Below are 17,373 nucleotides of genomic sequence, written 5' to 3'. Positions count from 1 at the left end.
GTACCGTTGAATCTCCCATCTCAAGTGAGCCAACCCTGTGAAGCACCTCGCCGTGTTCTACTTGCTCTTGTCCGCCTGCATCACGGTGTCGGCGGCTGACAAACCGCGAGTGTTCGTGCTCACAGACATCGAAAACGAACCGGACGACGCCATGTCGATGGTTCGTTTTCTAACCTACGCCAATCACTTCGATGTCGAAGGGCTGGCGGCCACCACTTCCATTCATCAGCAAGGTCGCGTTGCTCCGGAGCGCATCCGCCGCATTGTTCAGGCGTATGGCAAAGTACGGGACAACCTCGAGAAACACGAGCAAGGCTATCCGACCGCGGAGTTTCTTCTGGATCGTGTCACGGAGGGATTGCCAGTCTACGGCATGAACGGAGTGGGTGAGGGCAACGACTCCCCCGCTTCGGAGATGCTGATCGAAGCAGTGGATCGGAACGATCCTCGGCCGATGTGGGTCACGGTTTGGGGCGGTCCGAACGTGCTGGCTCAGGCGCTTTGGAAAGTCCGGGAAACACGTTCCGCCGACGAACTTAAGCAGTTCGTCGCCAAGCTTCGCGTCTACACGATCTCCGACCAGGACGACAGCGGACCCTGGCTACGTGAACAGTTTCCCGATCTGTTCTATGTGGCAAGTCCAGGCTTTCACGCTGGGGGCGGCTACCACCACGCAACTTGGAGCGGCATCAGCGGCGACAATTTTCACGGCCGCTTCGTCGGTGCCGATTTCGATCTGGTGACCAACCAATGGCTGGACGAGAACGTGCGGCAAAAGGGGCCACTTGGTGAAGAGTATCCGCTCTGGGAGTATCTGATGGAGGGCGACACCCCTTCGTTTTTCAATCTGATTGACAACGGATTGAGCGATCCGGAGCACCCAGAGTGGGGCGGTTGGGGTGGCCGCTATGAACAGTACACGCCTCCGAAGCAAAAGTGGCACTCCCAACAAGAGACGCGCCCCTTTTGGTCCGACGCCGAAGACGAGGTGTTGGGCATCGACCACCGCTGGCACACCGACAACCACGCAACGATTTGGCGGTGGCGTGAAGCCTACCAGAACGATTTCGCCGCACGAATGGATTGGACGATCAAGCCATACGACGAAGCGAACCATCCACCGGTCGCCAAGCTCGGGCATTCCGATCGTCTGACGGCCACGCCTGGCGAGGTAGTACAGCTCAGCGCTGAAGGCAGCCACGATCCGGACGGCGACACGTTGTCCTACCATTGGTTCTACTACGGAGAAGCCGGCTCGCTGACCGTTTCCAGCGGAAGAACTGGCCAGCCCGTCGCGATCAGGGGCTTCGACCGAGCGAACGCATCGTTCCGAGTGCCGACGCAGCGAGTGATGCCTCCGGGTGTCGGCACCATGCACATTATTCTCGCGGTGACGGACGATGGAATGCCGCGATTGACACGCTATCGCCGAGTGATCGTGGATGTGAGAGAATCGCAAGATGGAAAATAATTCACTCACACGCCTAACTTTACTTGTAGTCCTCGGCCTGCTGTTGCTCGAAGGGCCAAACGCCGCGTTTGGGCAAGCGCGCTTCGGCGCGAACTTGTTGAGGAAAGAACCCTCCTGGTATCGCAGCGACGAAGCGAAAGCCATTGCGGACAGCGTACTGCAGTATCAGTCGCCCCAAGGTGGCTGGCCCAAGAGCACGGATCTCGCCAGGCCGCCGCGTTCGCCCGACGATATCCCTCCCCCTGGCGGAGGCCGCGCGAACAGCCTCGACAACGACGCAACTACGGTCCCGATGCAGTTTCTGGCACGTGTGGCTCACGCCACCGACGATGCCAAATACCGCGATGCGTTCCTTCGGGGAGTCGACTATCTGATCGCCGCCCAGAACCCCAACGGTGGTTGGCCTCAGTTCTGGCCTTTGCGGAGGGGCTACTACTCTCACATTACCTACAACGACGGAGCCATGATCCGCGTCCTCGAACTGCTTCGCGACGTGGCTCAGGGAGACGATCCATACGATTTCGTGGATGGCGAACATCGCGAACAGGCTGCCCGCGCGGTCGAACTCGGCATCAATTGCATCCTCAAGACCCAAATCGAACAAGACGGGCAGCTCACAGCGTGGTGCGCCCAGCACGACGAAACGACGCTCGAACCCGCCTGGGCCCGCGCGTACGAGCCGCCATCGCTTTCCGGGGCGGAGTCGGTGGGCGTCGTTCGCTTTCTGATGTCGATCGACGACCCATCGGACGAGGTGATTCGCGCCGTAGAAGGAGCGGTCGCATGGTTGCGATCGGTGCGAATGAACGGCTGGCGCGTCGAACGGGTGAGAAACGGCGAAAGACGAAGAGATCGACGTCTGGTCGCAGACCCAGAAGCCCCGTCTCTGTGGGCTCGATTCTATGAGCTGAATACGAATCGGCCGCTGTATCTCGACCGCGATTCCGTGTTCCGCTACGACTTTAGCGAAATCAGTTACGAGCGTCGGAGCGGATACGCCTACCATGGCACATGGGCCGCTTCGCTGCTCGAGAGAGACTATCCGAGGTGGCGCGCCAAGCACGGCCTGGCAAACGAAGGGGAGGTGATCGAAGGCGGGGCCCTCGCGGGCCAGCGCCATCGAGTGATCGTTTCCACCGACATCGGTGGTACCGATCCGGACGATTTTCAGTCGATGGTTCACTTGCTGGTCTACGCGGACGTGCTCGATCTCGAAGGCCTGGTCTCCTCGCCCTACGGCCCAGGCCGGAAGGAGCATATCCAGGAGGTTATCGACGGCTACGAAGCCGACTATGCCAACCTCAAGACTCATTCGAGTCACTACCCCACGCCTGACGCACTGCGCGCGATCACCAAGCAAGGCGAGACAAAACGGGCACCCTACGCCGGTGTGCGGCAGCCCACCGAAGGATCGGAATGGATCATCGAGTGCGCTCGGCGGGATGATCCGCGACCATTGCATCTACTTGTCTGGGGCGGCATCGAGGATGTGGCCCAAGCTCTGCACGATGCCCCGGATATCCTACCGAAGCTGCGGGTGTATTGGATTGGTGGACCGAACAAGAAATGGTCGCCGGATGCTTACCAATACCTTGTCGACAACCATCCCAAGCTGTGGATGATCGAGAGTAACGCGACCTACCGAGGTTGGTTCACCGGCGGGAATCAACTGAACGACATGGGGAATGAGGAGTTCGTATCAGAGTTTGTCGATGGCCATGGTGCGCTAGGCGACTTATTTGAGAGCAAGAAGCCCGAGGTCAAAATGGGGGACACCCCCTCGGTCGCTTGGTTGCTACGAGGGAATGCCAGCGATCCGTCCCAGCCAAGTTGGGGCGGCAGCTACGTCGCCGCCTGGGAAAGGCCACTGCTGCGACTCACTCGCATGCCCACTGCTGACGACCAAATGGAAGTGTTCGGGATCCTCGAGTTGGCGCTGCCAGTCGACGATGTGCTCAAGGACGCCGAGGCCGTACTGAGGGTTGAGAACCAACGCTTGGATGGCTACTTCGCTCCAGACAACACGGTCCGATTTCGCTTCAGTCCAAAGTCCGCTAAGAGGTACGAGTTTGTACTCGAGAGTAGCTTGCAGTCCCTGGACGGGAAGGCGGGAGCCGTCGTTGCGTACTCTATCTCATCCGAAACGGCAAAGCGGCCCACAGCCCGGTTGCCAAACTGGTGGACGGACAATCCCGCCGTGGAGGCCTCGGAAGGTTCACACGTGGGAGTGAGAACCGTAAGTCGCTGGCGAGGTGAATTCCTCGGCGACTTCGCAGAACGGATGCAACGGTGCCAATCTCCGGCGCCCGCGAGGTCTAAACGCTAGGCGGAACCCCAGGAGACGAAGCACGCCCGGCAGGACTCGAACCTGCAACCCCTGGTTCCGAAGACCAGTGCTCTATCCAATTGAGCTACGGACGCGTGGTGGGCTGCCACTTCGCGGCAGCGCCCCTTATCTTAACCTGTCGAGACACGGTTGGGGAGGCTGGGTTCGCACGCACTAGCTGGCTGTGGGGTAGTAGCCCACGGCGAATAGTTGCTTGGGGTCGGTCCAGATTTGGCCGGGGGCGAAGCCGGCGGATTGGACTAGGTCGGCGAAGCTGTCGGGGCGGTATTTGTGCGACAGCTCCGTGCGGATGCTTTCGCCGGCGGAAAAGGGGACCTGGGCCTTGCCGATGCGGACTTCCTGATCCGTGCGGCTTACCAGGTGCATCTCCACGCGGCTGTGCGACTCGTTGTACACCGCCTGGTGGCGGAACTGGTCAAGTGAGAAGTCTCCGTCCAACTCCTGGTTGATGCGACGGAGCAAGTTCTTGTTGAACGCGGCGGTCACGTTGTCCGCGTCGTCGTAGGCGGCTTCGAGCGTTTGGCGGTCTTTCGCCAGGTCGAAACCGATCAACAGCCCGCCGCCCGGTCCGACGAGCTCGGCGATCTGTGCGAGCAGTTGCCGCGCGGGCTCGGGGCGGAAGTTGCCGATGGTGGAGCCAGGGAAGTAGACCACTCGGCGATCGATGTCCGTCTCGGTCTCGGGTAGTTCGAACTTCGCCGAGAAGTCCGCGCACACCGGCAGGACTTCGATGTCGGTGAATTGCTCCGCAATGCGATCGGCCGCTTCGAGCAAGTGCTCGCCTGAGATGTCGACTGGCACGTAGCACAGCGGCAGCGGCGTGCTCTCCAGCAGCCAGCCGGTTTTCATGCTGCTGCCGCTGCCAAGTTCGATGAGCATGCTGCGGGGGCCAATCAGCTCTCCCATCTCGCCCGCGTGCTCCTCCATGATGCCCACTTCGGTCCGCGTCAGGTAGTACTCCGGCAGTTCGCAAATCTGGTCGAACAGTTGGCTTCCCCGCTGGTCGTAGAAGTACTTGCTCGGCAAGACCTTCTGCGGCGCGCGCAGTCCGGCGAGCACGTCGCTGCGGAACTGTTCGCGGCTGGTAATTGATGGGCACTGGGACGGGGCCGGGGAAAGCATGAACAAACCTTCTTGCGGAAGATGTGAAGTTGTAGTGAGTGAGCGAACGAACCGACGGCTCATCAGCGAGCCAGGCGGATGCCGGAGAACTGCCAGCGGGCGTCGGGCGGGAAGAAGTTGCGGTAGGTCGGGCGGATGTGAGTAGCCGACGTCGCGCACGAACCACCGCGCAATACGTACTGATTGCACATGAACTTGCCGTTGTACTCGCCGATTGCGCCAGCGGGCGGGCGGTAGCCGGGGTAGGGCGTGTAAGGGCTGGCGGTCCATTCCCACACGTCGCCGTAGAGTTGCTGCATGCCGCCTGCGGAGCGGGCGGGGCGGGGATGGTACAAACCGCTTTCGACAAAGTTGCCAGTCGGTTCGACCTGCGGCGCGGTGGCCGCCTGCTCCCATTCGGCTTCGGTGGGCAGTCGACATTCACGCCAGCGGGCGTACGCGTCGGCTTCGAAGAAGCTCACATGGCAAACCGGCGCGGCGAGGTCGAGCGGCTCGAGGCCCGCCAAGGTGAACTCGCACCACTGGTCGTCCAACTGGTGCCAGTAGAGTGGAGCGGTCCAGTTCTGCTCGCCCACGGTGTTCCAACCGAGCGACAGCCACAGTTCGGGCCGCTGGTAGCCGCCGTCTGCGACAAACTCCAGGTACTCGCCATTGGTCACCAATCGCGACGCGAGTTCATGAGGCTGAAGCAACACTTCGTGCAGTGGGCCTTCGTTGTCGTAGGCAAACTTTTCGCCATGATGGCCCATTGATCGCACGCCCTCGGGCCCCGCGATCCACTCCAGCTCTGCGGGCGAGTCGTTTTGGTTTCCGCGCGGCGAGTGGTAAGCGGGCCACAGCGGATTGCAGGAGAGCATGTGCTTCACATCGGCGAGGATCAACTCCTGATGCTGCTGCTCGTGATGCAGGCCGAGTTCAATCGTCTGCAAGATGGCATCGTCCAGTTCACGCTCGGCTGTGAGTAGCTCGCCAATTCGGGCGTCGACCGTTCGGCGATACTGTTTGATCTGATCCAAGCCGGGCCGAGACAATAGCCCACGCTGCGGCCGGGGGAACTGCTTGCCGACCTGATTGTAGTACGAGTTGAACAGGTACTCGAACGACGGATCAACTGGCTGGTAGTTGCGAACTGCCGGCTTGAGCACGAACGTTTCGAAGAACCACGTGGTGTGCGCCAGGTGCCAGCGGACCGGGCTGGCGTCGGGCATCGATTGGATCACGCAGTCTTCGGGCGACAGTGGCGCGCACAACTGATCGGTTTGCTGGCGAACGCGTTGATACTGGGTGGACAAGCTGCGCTCGGACGTCGCGCGAGGTGCGGCGCACGCCTGGAAGGAACTGGCCATGATGGTCGTTTCTTGCAGTGAAGGTGAGTGGAGTTTCGTGGGACTATAGGAAACGGTGCGGTGGCGACCACCGAAAGTCCGATGAGTGGCACATCCTGTGCCAAAGCCGCCAGACCGTATCCTTGCAGTCGAACGCTTGCTCTCTCACTGGCAAACTGCTCGTGCAACTACCAGTCTCGCGGCATTTTGCTCGCGATGCAACCATGCGGTTGCGAGCCACGTATATCAAGAGTCTAATATTTCACTTCAAGGATCAACCATTCGTGCGTGCCGTACAGGCATGCAACCTCCGTGGCGGCGAGTTTTCAGAGGATCTCGCACCTTCACTCGCCACAAACATCTGTAGTGCGCCTTATGACTGAACCACCCGATTTACCACCGCCTGCAACCCTGCATCGCGGAAAGCACCTGGAGCTAGTCGCACAAGGGCATTGGGAATACGCCACGCGCACCATTGCTAGCGGCGCGGTCGGCATTGTTGCCATCACACCCGACCGACAAGTGATCCTGGTAGAACAGTATCGCATTCCTGTCGGGCGGAGCGTGATTGAGATCCCAGCGGGCTTGGTGGGCGACACGGCCGATTTGGCCGGCGAACCGATGCTCACCGCTGCCCAGCGCGAACTGCTGGAAGAGACCGGCTACGAGTCGGATGAGTGGTCGCTGCTCGCGGAAGGCTACTCCTCGCCAGGCCTTACCGACGAGTCGGTGACGTTCTACCTGGCCGAGAACGTTCGCAAGACCGGACTAGGCGGGGGCGACGAAGCCGAGTCGATCATCGTGCACGAGGTACCGCTCGACGAAGCGGATAGCTGGCTGGCCGCCAAGACCGAAGGGGGCGAAGGGGTCGACTTCAAACTACTGGCCGGGTTGTACCTCGCCGAGCGACGACTGCCGCGCGGGTAGAATATTGGTTGCACATTCAGTGCAGAATTAGCCCCAGCGCGGCCGTGGCGCAACCAAAGACGCTGAACATGAGGACGCAGAGGAAACAGAGAGTCGGGAGCCTCTCGCGGTGGTCACGCTGGATATTTAGCCACGTATGAACACCGATAGACACGGATTGCATTGCGTGAGTGCAACGCATCCAAACAGCCCCGCAGGCGCGAAATATGGCAGCCCGGGGCACCGCCCCGGGTAAGAGAGCTCTACAAACGGCGTCTCTCCTTTTCGTGTTTCTTTGTGCTTCTTTGTGGCAATACCCGGCCCGGTTGCGGTCTCGGTCATGCTCCGGATAGTGGAGAAACTGCTCCTCGACCGCTGCTGTGGTTGCGCGCCAAACCCAGGGCGGCACTTCGGCTCGTCCCTCGCCTCCGCTTGCCCTGGGCTATCATATTTCGCTCCTTCGGAGCTGTCTTCACACATCGCACTCACGCAATTCGATCCGTGCAATAGTATTCTCTGCGAACTCTGTGCCCTCCTGTTCAACCCGCTTTGATTTCGGCTTGGCCACGTTGGGTCGTTGCGTGTTCATCCGTATTTGAGGATTGCAGGAATAGCCACCAAAAGGATCAAAAGGCGCAAAAAAAACAGATGCCCTGCAGGCAAAGTTTCCTTTTCGTGTTTCTTCGTGCCTCTTTGTGGCAATACGCGGCTTGGTTGCGGTCTCGGTCATGCTCCGGCTAATGGATAGCTTGCTCCTCGACCGCTGGAAGAACGGCACTTTAACCCGGGGCGGTGCCCCGGGCTGACATGTTTTGCTCCTTCGGAGCAGTTCTTATTCAGTGCTTCTCTTCCAACATCCGTGCCCTTCCGTGTTCGTGTTCATCCGTGGCTAAGAAATACTAAACCTAGCGCAGTAGTAGAATGCACTTCACAACGTCGGCAGCGAGCCGGTGTCGCGGAGGTCGCGTAGCATTTGGCGGCATTCCAGGGGGTCGGTGGGGTCGAGCTTCACCAGGTTTTCGACGACTTCGTCGGCCATGGTCCGCTTGCCGAGTTTCTCCAGGCACCACGCCAATGATCGGCCCGATTCATGGAAGCTGCGGTTGGCGAGCTGCGTGTAGGGAACCGGAGTCGGTTGGCCGGCGCGACGCCACGCTCGCAGGCCGAGTTGGTAAGCGTAGCCAAAGTGTCCACGAGCCAAGGGAAAATCGTTCCCCGCTTCCAATGCCACTTGGCCCAACAGCAAATGAGCGTCGAGACAATCGGAACAGCCCGAGAGCAACCATCGCAACTCGTCCTGTGCGACGTCCAACTCGCCGGCGTCGATCATCATCTGCACTTCTTCGATGTCTTCGGCGCGGTCGCGAGCACAGCGGGGATGACGAAGCACCCAAGCGTTTCCGGCGACATCGGCCACCAGCGACACGCTGCGCGAATCGCCAGCGGCCTTTGATTTCGAGGAGCGGTTCTTACTGCGACGTTTCTTCGCCAAAGCTGCGTGGTCCGTTAGAAGAAGTTTCCGAGGGCAATCGTTGCCAAAACCACCATTATTGCTTTAGGCATCGCCTTCGACCAGTTACGATGGAGCTTGATCATGTCGAGTTCGTCCACGCCAACGCCGCCCGATTCGTCTCGTTGTCCCCACTGCGGTAGTGCGCTGGGCGGGGTAGAGTCTGCCACCTGTCCGCATTGTGGCCGATTGCTGCCCAGCAAAGCAGCCGCCACGCCGGTCGCCCAACCAAAGGTTCGAGCCCAGCCAAAGCCTGTGGCAAGCCCTCCGGTCCCCGCGCCCGTACCATCGGCTCCGGCACCCCAACCAGTCGTGGAAGCGCCGGTGGAAATGCCCGCCGCACCGGAACCGGAGGCCATCCTGGGGCCGAAGGTCAGCACCGTGGTCGACCCGATGACCCTGAGCGCCGAGGAAAAGGCGCGACTGCGGACCAAGGTGCGGATCGTCGTGGCATGCTTCTCGGCGCTGGTGCTGCTGATCACTTACCTGGTGCTGCTGGCGATTAGGGGGTAGGAATCAGAGGGAGTTGAATTCACGCCTCCAATTCCTTGCCCAACTCGTAGATCTCCGTGGCGTCGAACACCAGGTCGTTGGCGGTGAACAGCTTCGCGATCGCCGCGTGGTGGATCTTCATCTTGGTGCCGCCCACGCCGATGGCTCCGTAGCAGATGGTCGATCCTTGCTCGACGCGTTTATCGACCACTTCGATGCCTTCGATACCCAAGGGCGGCACGGCGTTCAGGTCGATGGCTACGTCGAGGTTGGGGTAGTCGTCGCGCACCCGCTGGGGAAAGAGTTCCACGCCAGGAGGGCCGCTGGAGATCACCACGTTGGCTCCGTCGAGCGACTTGCGCAGGCCGGCTTCGTCGGTGGTCACCATGCACTCGATCACTGCGTTGGGGGCCTTGTGGCGGACCTCCTCGGCGACCTGTTGAGCGTGCTCCAGGGAGCGCGAACCGAGTCGCATCCGGGCGCCGTCGTCGGCCAGCATCAGCAAGATTCGCTTGCCGACCGAACCGGTGCCGGCCAGCACGGTGACGGTCGACTGCGACAGATCGGTGTGCCGCCCGGCTGCAATCACGGCGGCGGCGGCCGTGGTATTCGAGCCGTTGGAGTCGAGCATCACCGACACCCGCATCGGCCCGAAGCAAGTTTCTTTCACAGCGGCCAGGACCTTCTCGCCCGCCGAGACGTCGCTGCCGCCGACAAAGATGGCCGTATTGTTCAGCTCGTCCGGCGCGCGGGTGAAGATGGCGCCATAGACCAAATTTTGTACGTCGGCTGGCGTGACGCCGCCGTGGCGGAACAGGTGATCGACGCCGGCATCCACGGCCACCACGCCGTCGAATACGCTGGGCTGCGGGTCGGTGTCGAGGCAAACAAGGATCTTGGCGGGCATGACGGGGCCTTGTTAGGCGTTAGGCGGGCGTGACTTTTGGAGAGTGTTCGTACCGCAGCGCCAAGGCACATGCACCCGGCGTTAACGCCGGGCCTAACTCTCCCTTGGCGACTGCCACTTTTCTTCTGTTTCTACGCCCGCGCTGGTGGGAAGTTTACACCGGGTGGGGGAGAATACGGGGTGTGAAAATTTGAACGGTGTGCAGTCCGAACTCTGGTGAGTTGGGGCTCCGGGTGTGGTGCGCGCGCTGGGTTGATTTGCAAGCCCCGGGACTCGTTCGCGGAGCGAACGGCCACTATTAGGGTTTTGGGCCAACGGGCTGACATGCGGGGAACAACGCGATGGGTTTTGGGCCAATGCGATCGACCGCGGCCCAGCAAAACAAGGTGTTTTTGAAAACTAAGGGGGACAAACCTCAGAGGGTTTTGGGCCAATGAATCGTTTATCCCCAAAACTGTCCCAAAACCCCCGCGCGAGCCGGGCCTCGGTCCCGGAAAGTCCAACGCACTACTGCCGGGCTCGGGGACGAACCGGCTCGCTGGGTTAGAAGCCTCCCCTGCGCGAAGCCGCGCAGGGGAGGGGAGTTTGCTAGAAGCCGCGGAATGGGTGGGCAGCTTCCTCTTTGCCGGCGATCATTTCGGCGGCCGAGGGCTTGTTTTCCATCGCGTTCTTGATGGCCATCTTGGTGGCCTCGTAGTTGTACTCGTAGATCTTCTTGTCGTCGTCGGCTTCAGGGTGAATGAACACACCGCACACGCAGACCAGATCCTCGGCCGCGTCCTGGGCGATCACGCCGTCGGCCACGCTGTCGGCCATGGCCTTGGCCACAGCGGCCTGTGCGGGGCCAAACATCTGCACCGCTTGCTTCATGCCCTTGATGGTCACCTTGGTGATCATCACGGTGGCGGGCTTCACAGCCAGGTTGGGAGTCAGCACGGCCAGCAGATTGGTGTGGCCTTCGCTCTGGCGAGCCAGGGCGTTTGCGAAGGCTGTGCCGACGGGGCCATCTTTGCTGCCGATCAACAGATCGATGTGGGCAATCTCGTTGCCATCGCCCGTCAGGGCTTCGCCGATAAACATGGACATTCCAAGTACTCCTACGTGTTGATTTTGAGTGATACGGCCAAGGGGGGATTTAGTGCCGCCAGTCCCAAGAAGTTGGGTAAAAACAGCCAATTGAGGAAGAAATGGAGCTGTTTTGGGCGAATGGCGAATGGAGGCCCTCCGGCTAGTGCCCCTGCCGGACTCCGCTTCGCTGCGGTGGAGAATACCAAAATGGTGCGGTTATTCAAGCGACCGGTCCCGCGGGGAACCGTGTTTTCTGGACAAATGGTCCCGTTTTTGCCACAATTTAAACTGGTGGCGGTGTCTACTGCATCGCCGGCCCTGCTCGTCGTCCCGATCGGTCGCCTGGGATGCCGCGCTGCTAGTTGCTTTGTCCATCCAAATCGAAGGCGACCAACGGAACAGAACCCCGGTCCGCCCTAGGACCAACGCTTTCATCTGCTATTCATCCCCGCCGCGCGGCCGGTGCCGACGGCAACACAAGAAGAGAGAAGAAACATGAGGCACTCGCTACCCAGCCGCCGATCGATCCGCGGCTTCACTCTGGTTGAACTGTTGGTCGTGATCGCGATCATCGGCACCCTGGTCGCACTGCTGCTGCCAGCAGTAGGCGCTGCTCGCGAAGCGGCCCGCAACAACACCTGCAAGAGCAACATGCGGCAACTGGGCCTGGCTCTCGTTAACTTTGAGTCGACGCAAGGGGCGTTGCCCGGTTACATGAACGATGTCGAGGACGTGCGTAGCGCTCGACACTCGAGCAACAACCAATACACCCAGGCTCGCCAGGCAAGTTGGCTCGTGATGTTGTTCCCCAACCTGGAGCAGGTTCCGCTGTGGGACAATTGGAATAACTTCGCATCGGGAACCGACCAGACCCCGGAACTTGAGTTCCTTATCTGCCCCAGCGATCCACCCGAGATTCCAGGACTGCCCAACAACTCGTACGTGGGCAACAGTGGGCAAATGACAACCGATCCAACACGAGCCAGTGTTGCAGAGAACCCTGCGAATGGCATCATGGTCGATCGCAGTGTGAACTTGAACGCCATCCCTTCAGGTGCAACGGACGGACGTGAAGGTGGAAAGGCCCCCAAGGTTACCATGGCGCATCTGCAGGACGGAACTTCGAACACGGTGATGGTCAGCGAGAGTTTGTACTCGTTCTACTGGACGTATACTGACTCTAACAACAATCCGACGATGTTCTCACAGAACAAGAAAACCGACTTCGTCGATGCTCCCAGGTGGTTTGGGTTTGCGTGGTCGAATCAGGCTGTGAGCGCCAACACCGCTGATCCCGATAATACGACTTGTTTAGCAACCTATCAGAAGATCAACGGAATTCCCGCGGACCTTCTCCCACCTAGATACATGTCGGATCTAACAGATTGCTATGGGTATCCATCGAGCGCCCACTCTGGTGGCGTCAACATGGGCTTTGCAGATGGCAACGTAAGATTCGTTCCGGATTCGATCGATCCAACGGTCTATGGTCAGTTGATGACCACCAATTCGCGTCGTTCGGACTATGCTCCGGGCAACGTGCGTGACGCGAAACTCCCGCCGGTGTCCAGCGACGCGTTCTAGAGCGCTGGTTAGCTTCGAAACTAGATCAGGCCGCCGAAGCACACTGCTTCGGCGGCCTGTGTTAAGTTTGGTTAGACGAGTATCGTCTACAGGAGGCACCAAGCGTCCGCCGCAGCGTTAGGTTGCTTCGGTGGTCTCTTCAGTTGTTTCCTCCGACGACTCTTCCTCGGTCGCTTCTGGAAGCTTCTCGTCGTCGCCTTTTTCGTTCGCTTGCTTCATCCGATCGAAGACTGCCTCATGATCGGCCGGCAGCTCTTCGTTATTCATGACCACGCCGCTCTTGCGAAGCTCTGCATCCACTACCGGCAGGAACTCCTGGGCGAAGTCGAGACACACGCTTTCGCCTGGTGCTTCTTCTTCGTTCGTGGACGACGTGAAGTACAACTTGTAGAGGGCACGACAGAAACCGTACTTCAACCGAGGATCCTCCGGCGAGGTCCATTCAATCAGGACGTCATCGGCCGTTTGCCCTTCTTCCAGAGGTTCAGGCTTCCACCACGCCCAGAACACGCGTTCGTGAACGACTTGTCCATTGGGCCCGGGGCCTCTGAACTTGGCTGTACGGAACTCGGAGTCGGGCAGGTCGTCTACCAGGAAGGGTTGCAGGTTGGCGCGCTCCACTTGGGTGAACCCTGCGTTCCGATAGCAGATGTTCGGGGTATGCCGGGCGACATTGCGGAAGTGTCCCACAATGAACCATACGGTCACGCGCTCGTTGGTTTCCTGGTTGACGTAGGTGCGGCTGATGTAGCCATCGGCACCGGCTGTCTTGCGAACTTGCTCGTCGACGGGCTGGTCGACGCCTACCCAGTCGCCAATCTCGTTGGGAATCTCGGTTTGCAGCAAGTAGGCACATTGCTGCGCCGGCACGTTGGAACTCCACACCCAGTCCATCATGCTCCACTGCCAGATGGTCAGGGGAACCAGGGCAACGCAGACGACAATGAGAGGTAGATACTTGAGCATGGAAAGGCCGCCGGGATTCGCGAATAAGTGCTGTACTGTGTGGGCGAGGCCACTTGAATAGCAGGGGGTAAACTTTCACGGTAGGCGGTGCCGACGGGGGTGTCAAGCGCGCAACAGGGCCGAGCTTCGGGCGGGGGAGAGCTACCGTGGTATATCTGTTACGAACCGTACAACCGCCCGGTTCGCGTGGCTACTCGCCCAGGAACTTCTTGACCACCTCGTCGGGGGCCGGGCCGTAGTCGCTGGGGGTCATCGAGCAGCCCGCCCGCCCCTGGCTGAGGCTTCGCATCGCGCTGGAATAGCCGAACAGGTTGGCCAGCGGGGCTTCGGCATGCAGCACGGTGTCCGAGCCGCGGGTTTCCGTTTGGTGAATGATGGCCCGCCGCTGCTGCAAGTCGCCTACCAGATCGCCCACGTGCTCGTCGGGTGTGGACAGTTCCAACTTCATGATCGGCTCGAGCAGCACCAGGCCGGCCTCCCGCAAGGCTGTGTCGAACGCATGATTCGCTGCGGCGCGGAAGGCGATCTCTGTCGCATCGGTTTCGTGCACGTCGCCGCCCAACACGGTGACCTTCAATCGCATCAGCGGAAAGCCGAGCGTTCCGCCGCCGGAAGCTGCAGTCTCCAACTCCTCCATCACCACGTTCAAGTACTCGCCAGGCAAACCGTGGTTCGGATCGATCGACACCACCACCGGCGGCGCGTGGGCGGCCAAGGGACCAGTGGCCACGAACGGCTCGATCTTCAAACGCACGGCCGCGGTGTGCTGCACGCCATTGATCAGGCGGTTGCACTCGCCGGTAACCTCGGTGGCCTTTTCCACCGTCTCGCGGTAACTCACCCGCGGGCGGTGGACTTTCACGTTCAGGTTGAAGTCGCGTTGCAAGCGGTGCTGGATCACCTCGAGGTGCAACTCGCCCATGCCACTGATGATCGTTTGACCGGTCTCTTCATTCTCTACCGCGGCAAAGGTGGGATCCTGCTTGCGAAGCATATCGAGCACTTCGGCCAGCTTCTTCTTGTCGGCAGTGCTCTCCGGCTCGATGGCCATCGAGATAACCGTCTCGGGAAACTCGATCGACTCCAGCAGGATCGGTTCACGCGTATCGCACAACGTATCGCCGGTGACGCTGTCGCGCAGGCCAATCACCGCCACGATGTCGCCCGCCTGCGCACCGGTGAGTTGCTCGTCCTTCTTCGACGCATGAATCCGCCACAACTGGGCGACGTTTTCCTTCTTGTTCTTCCCCGCGTTCAGTACGCGGCTATTGGGTTTCAGCTCGCCCGAGTAGATGCGAACCCAATACAGGTCGCCAGTCTTATAAGGCAGGATCTTGAACACCAGCCCGCAGAACGGCTCCTTCGGATCGGGCTTGCGTCGGATCTTGGCTCGCTGGTCGTCGCCGGTGTTCTTGTCCGCCTTGCCACTGGGATCGGTGCCAACCACGGGCGGCATCTCCAGCGGGTTTGGCAAGTAGGCCGCCACGGCGTCCAACAGCGGTTGCACGCCCATGCCGTGTAGCGCCGAGCCGCACAGCAGCGGCTGAATCTGCTGGTGCACCGTCGCGTCGCGGAGCACCTTGTGAATGAGCTTCTCGGGTACTGGCTCGTCTTCCATTACAATTAACATCAGCTCATCGCTGAAGTTAGTAAGCGACTCCAGCAGCTTCTCGCGATACAGCTGCGCTTCGGGCAGGTGCTCCTCGGGGATGTCTGCTACATCAATGCGAACATCTTCCTTGCCGCCGGGGAATGTGAGCATCTTCATCTGCACCAGGTCGATCACGCCCTGGAAGGGACTATCGGTGTGCGCGGGCCCCTGCCCTACCGGAATCTGCAGCAAGGCGGGCGCTGCGCCCAAGCGACTCTCCATCTCCTCGACCACCGCGTAGAAGTCCGCACCTTCGCGGTCGAGCTTGTTGATGAAGGCGATGCGCGGCACGCCATACTTGTTGGCTTGCCGCCACACGGTTTCGCTTTGTGCTTCCACGCCTTCGCGCGCGCTGAACACCACCACGGCACCGTCGAGCACACGGAGGCTACGTTCCACTTCGGCAGTGAAGTCGACATGGCCCGGCGTGTCGATCAGGTTGATGTTCACGTCCTTCCACGGGAACTGCACGCAGGCGGAGTAAATGGTGATGCCCCGCTCGCCCTCTTCGGGATCGTCGTCCGTGGTGGTGGTACCTTGGTCCACCGCGCCAGCGCGATGCTTCGCGCCGCTCACCCACAGCATCTGCTCGGTGACGGTGGTCTTGCCGGCATCGATGTGGGCGATGATGCCGATGTTGCGAATTTTCGTTAAGTCGGTGGCCATGGTCTATTCGTTGAACGGCCGGGTTTGCTCAGCCGATGTCGATTCATTCGGCTGGTAGCTTACGGAAGTCGTCCGTCAGCATGCCCGCGAATCCCCAGTTCTCCTCTTCTATCTCATCGATAACGATATGGGTATGCTCTGGCTTCTTGTCGAGCACTTCGCCGAGCAACTCGGTAATGCGACGTACAAGTTCCGACTTCTTCTCACGCGTAAGCCCGTCTTTTGTAACTCGCAAGTTGACGTAGGGCACAGCAAACCTCAATGCGCATGAAAAAAGCCAGGGGCCAGAGATCAAGATTCTACCACAAGAACCCTGATCTCTGACCCCTGACCCAAATGTCCTTTCGGAACCTAACCCGGCGACCGGTTTACCAGGCGAAGTGAGCGAACGCCCGGTTGGCGTCGGCCATGCGGTGGACGTTTTCGCGGCGGGTCATGGCGGTGCCCTCGCGGTTGAACGCCTGCACCAGCTCGTCGGCCAGCTTCAGGTGCGTCGGGCGGCCCTTCTTCTCGCGAACCGCCATCAGAATCCAGCGAATGGCGAGCGACTGCTGACGGGTACGGTTCACCTGCATCGGCACTTGGTAAGCCGCACCACCAACACGCTTGCTGCGGACCTCGATAGCCGGTTTGACGTTCTCCACCGCCTGGGTGAAGACCTCGATCGGCTCCTCGTCCGGCACTCGCTCCTTGATCACGTCCAAGGCATCGTAGAACACACGCTGTGCGGTGCTCTTCTTGCCGTCGAGCATCAGGTAGTTGATGAACTTCGCAGCCAACAGCGATCCATGCTGAGGATCGGGCTTCAGTTGTTTACGGCTGGCGGTGATACGACCCATGGCGGGGAATTCCCAATGTCCGATTAACAATGACCAATTTGTATGTTTTCGATTATCAAACCCAACTACCGAACAACCTTGGTCATTGGTCATTCGTCATTGGAAATTCCACTCTAGCCCTTCTTCGCACCGTAACGGCTGCGGCTTTGCTTGCGGCCGCTCACGCCCAAGGTGTCGAGCGCCCCGCGGACCACCTGGTAACGCACACCAGGGAGGTCGCGAACTCGGCCGCCGCGGACCAGCACGATGCTGTGTTCCTGCAGCGTGTGGCCTTCGCCCGGAATGTAGACCGTGACTTCCTTGCCGTTGGACAGACGCACACGCGTAATCTTCCGCAGCGCGGAGTTCGGCTTCTTGGGCGTCATGGTGCGAACCTGCAGGCAGACGCCTCGCTTGAACGGGCACTTCTCCAAAACGGGCGACTTGGAGAATTTCCGCTTGGCTTTGCGGTTCTTACGGACAAGTTGGTTGATGGTGGGCATTCTCAGAGCACGCTGATGGAATGGTTACGGTTTGCTC

At 60.2% G+C, this 17,373-nt stretch carries 15 protein-coding genes and 1 tRNA gene; 5 read left to right on the top strand and 11 right to left on the bottom strand.

All coding sequences use genetic code 11. The features are described from left to right. The first annotated feature begins 37 nt into the window (after positions 1-37). The gene (locus ACQK2L_RS01240) at positions 38-1,471 is read left to right on the top strand and encodes a nucleoside hydrolase-like domain-containing protein (RefSeq protein ID WP_425395110.1); all 1,434 of its coding nucleotides are present in this window, start codon (positions 38-40) and stop codon (positions 1,469-1,471) included. Further along, positions 1,461-3,797: a pectate lyase gene (pelA, locus tag ACQK2L_RS01235; protein WP_425395109.1), complete on the top strand. Its 2,337-nt coding sequence runs from the start codon at positions 1,461-1,463 to the stop codon at positions 3,795-3,797. Before ACQK2L_RS01240 ends, pelA begins: the two co-directional genes overlap by 11 nt. 21 nt (positions 3,798-3,818) lie before the next feature. On the opposite strand, the gene ACQK2L_RS01230 is transcribed toward pelA, so the two are convergent. From ACQK2L_RS01230 to egtB, 3 genes are all read right to left on the bottom strand, one after another. Continuing rightward, a tRNA-Arg gene (locus ACQK2L_RS01230) sits at positions 3,819-3,892 on the bottom strand. Between the two features lie 79 nt (positions 3,893-3,971). Then, positions 3,972-4,940, bottom strand: a complete 969-nt coding sequence (gene egtD, locus ACQK2L_RS01225) for an L-histidine N(alpha)-methyltransferase (RefSeq protein ID WP_425395108.1) — start codon at positions 4,938-4,940, stop codon at positions 3,972-3,974. A gap of 62 nt (positions 4,941-5,002) precedes the next feature. Further along, complete coding sequence (gene egtB / locus ACQK2L_RS01220) at positions 5,003-6,286, bottom strand: ergothioneine biosynthesis protein EgtB (RefSeq protein WP_425395107.1); 1,284 nt, start codon at positions 6,284-6,286, stop codon at positions 5,003-5,005. 354 nt (positions 6,287-6,640) lie between these two features. Here egtB and ACQK2L_RS01215 point away from each other — a divergent pair, with 354 nt between their 5' ends. After that, positions 6,641-7,192 carry an NUDIX hydrolase gene (locus ACQK2L_RS01215; RefSeq protein ID WP_425395106.1) on the top strand — a complete coding sequence of 184 codons (552 nt, stop codon included), beginning with the start codon at positions 6,641-6,643 and terminating at the stop codon, positions 7,190-7,192. Positions 7,193-8,099: 907 nt separating this feature from the next. Here the strand turns inward: ACQK2L_RS01215 and ACQK2L_RS01210 are convergent. Then, positions 8,100-8,663, bottom strand: a complete 564-nt coding sequence (locus ACQK2L_RS01210) for a hypothetical protein (RefSeq protein WP_425395105.1) — start codon at positions 8,661-8,663, stop codon at positions 8,100-8,102. 102 nt (positions 8,664-8,765) lie between these two features. Between ACQK2L_RS01210 and ACQK2L_RS01205 the strand changes: the two genes are divergently transcribed. Further along, entirely contained in the window at positions 8,766-9,194 is a 429-nt protein-coding gene (locus ACQK2L_RS01205; protein ID WP_425395104.1) for a hypothetical protein, read from the top strand. 19 nt (positions 9,195-9,213) lie between these two features. Here the strand turns inward: ACQK2L_RS01205 and ACQK2L_RS01200 are convergent, their stop codons facing one another. Beyond that, the gene (locus ACQK2L_RS01200; RefSeq protein ID WP_425395103.1) at positions 9,214-10,080 is read right to left on the bottom strand and encodes an NADP-dependent methylenetetrahydromethanopterin/methylenetetrahydrofolate dehydrogenase; all 867 of its coding nucleotides are present in this window, start codon (positions 10,078-10,080) and stop codon (positions 9,214-9,216) included. A gap of 588 nt (positions 10,081-10,668) precedes the next feature. Continuing rightward, a complete protein-coding gene (gene fae, locus ACQK2L_RS01195; RefSeq protein WP_425395102.1) occupies positions 10,669-11,166 on the bottom strand; it encodes a formaldehyde-activating enzyme in 498 nt (165 codons plus the stop codon). A gap of 477 nt (positions 11,167-11,643) precedes the next feature. Between fae and ACQK2L_RS01190 the strand changes: the two genes are divergently transcribed. Next, positions 11,644-12,732, top strand: coding sequence for a DUF1559 domain-containing protein (locus tag ACQK2L_RS01190; RefSeq protein ID WP_425395101.1), 1,089 nt, complete (start codon positions 11,644-11,646; stop codon positions 12,730-12,732). Positions 12,733-12,849: 117 nt separating this feature from the next. On the opposite strand, the gene ACQK2L_RS01185 is transcribed toward ACQK2L_RS01190, so the two are convergent. The 5 genes from ACQK2L_RS01185 to rpsL form a co-directional block, all read right to left on the bottom strand. Continuing rightward, entirely contained in the window at positions 12,850-13,698 is an 849-nt protein-coding gene (locus tag ACQK2L_RS01185) for an exosortase-associated EpsI family protein (RefSeq protein WP_425395100.1), read from the bottom strand. A 190-nt stretch (positions 13,699-13,888) separates the two neighbouring features. Further along, positions 13,889-16,015: an elongation factor G gene (gene fusA, locus ACQK2L_RS01180; protein WP_425395099.1), complete on the bottom strand. Its 2,127-nt coding sequence runs from the start codon at positions 16,013-16,015 to the stop codon at positions 13,889-13,891. Positions 16,016-16,058: 43 nt separating this feature from the next. Beyond that, positions 16,059-16,265 (bottom strand): tautomerase family protein, encoded by a 207-nt coding sequence (locus ACQK2L_RS01175; RefSeq protein ID WP_425395098.1) that lies wholly within the window; start codon positions 16,263-16,265, stop codon positions 16,059-16,061. 118 nt (positions 16,266-16,383) lie between these two features. Further along, complete coding sequence (rpsG, locus tag ACQK2L_RS01170; protein ID WP_425395097.1) at positions 16,384-16,854, bottom strand: 30S ribosomal protein S7; 471 nt, start codon at positions 16,852-16,854, stop codon at positions 16,384-16,386. 113 nt (positions 16,855-16,967) lie between these two features. Continuing rightward, positions 16,968-17,336: a 30S ribosomal protein S12 gene (rpsL, locus tag ACQK2L_RS01165; RefSeq protein WP_252852900.1), complete on the bottom strand. Its 369-nt coding sequence runs from the start codon at positions 17,334-17,336 to the stop codon at positions 16,968-16,970. Positions 17,337-17,373: the final 37 nt, after the last annotated feature.

This window comes from Aeoliella sp., assembly GCF_965227375.1.
In the GTDB taxonomy this organism is placed as follows: Bacteria; Planctomycetota; Planctomycetia; order Pirellulales; family Lacipirellulaceae; genus Aeoliella.
Note: the sequence above shows the minus strand (reverse complement) of the source record. Positions and strands in the feature narration are given on the sequence as shown.

Excerpts from the sequence above, each read along its gene's own strand:
- fusA (WP_425395099.1), bottom strand. The coding sequence starts at position 16,015 with ATGGCCACCGACTTAACGAAAATTCGCAACATCGGCATCATCGCCCAC.
- rpsL (WP_252852900.1), bottom strand. The coding sequence starts at position 17,336 with ATGCCCACCATCAACCAACTTGTCCGTAAGAACCGCAAAGCCAAGCGG.
- fae (WP_425395102.1), bottom strand. The coding sequence starts at position 11,166 with ATGTCCATGTTTATCGGCGAAGCCCTGACGGGCGATGGCAACGAGATT.
- ACQK2L_RS01185 (WP_425395100.1), bottom strand. The coding sequence starts at position 13,698 with ATGCTCAAGTATCTACCTCTCATTGTCGTCTGCGTTGCCCTGGTTCCC.
- ACQK2L_RS01190 (WP_425395101.1), top strand. The coding sequence starts at position 11,644 with ATGAGGCACTCGCTACCCAGCCGCCGATCGATCCGCGGCTTCACTCTG.
- rpsG (WP_425395097.1), bottom strand. The coding sequence starts at position 16,854 with ATGGGTCGTATCACCGCCAGCCGTAAACAACTGAAGCCCGATCCTCAG.
- ACQK2L_RS01215 (WP_425395106.1), top strand. The coding sequence starts at position 6,641 with ATGACTGAACCACCCGATTTACCACCGCCTGCAACCCTGCATCGCGGA.
- ACQK2L_RS01200 (WP_425395103.1), bottom strand. The coding sequence starts at position 10,080 with ATGCCCGCCAAGATCCTTGTTTGCCTCGACACCGACCCGCAGCCCAGC.
- ACQK2L_RS01205 (WP_425395104.1), top strand. The coding sequence starts at position 8,766 with ATGTCGAGTTCGTCCACGCCAACGCCGCCCGATTCGTCTCGTTGTCCC.
- pelA (WP_425395109.1), top strand. The coding sequence starts at position 1,461 with ATGGAAAATAATTCACTCACACGCCTAACTTTACTTGTAGTCCTCGGC.
- egtD (WP_425395108.1), bottom strand. The coding sequence starts at position 4,940 with ATGCTTTCCCCGGCCCCGTCCCAGTGCCCATCAATTACCAGCCGCGAA.
- egtB (WP_425395107.1), bottom strand. The coding sequence starts at position 6,286 with ATGGCCAGTTCCTTCCAGGCGTGCGCCGCACCTCGCGCGACGTCCGAG.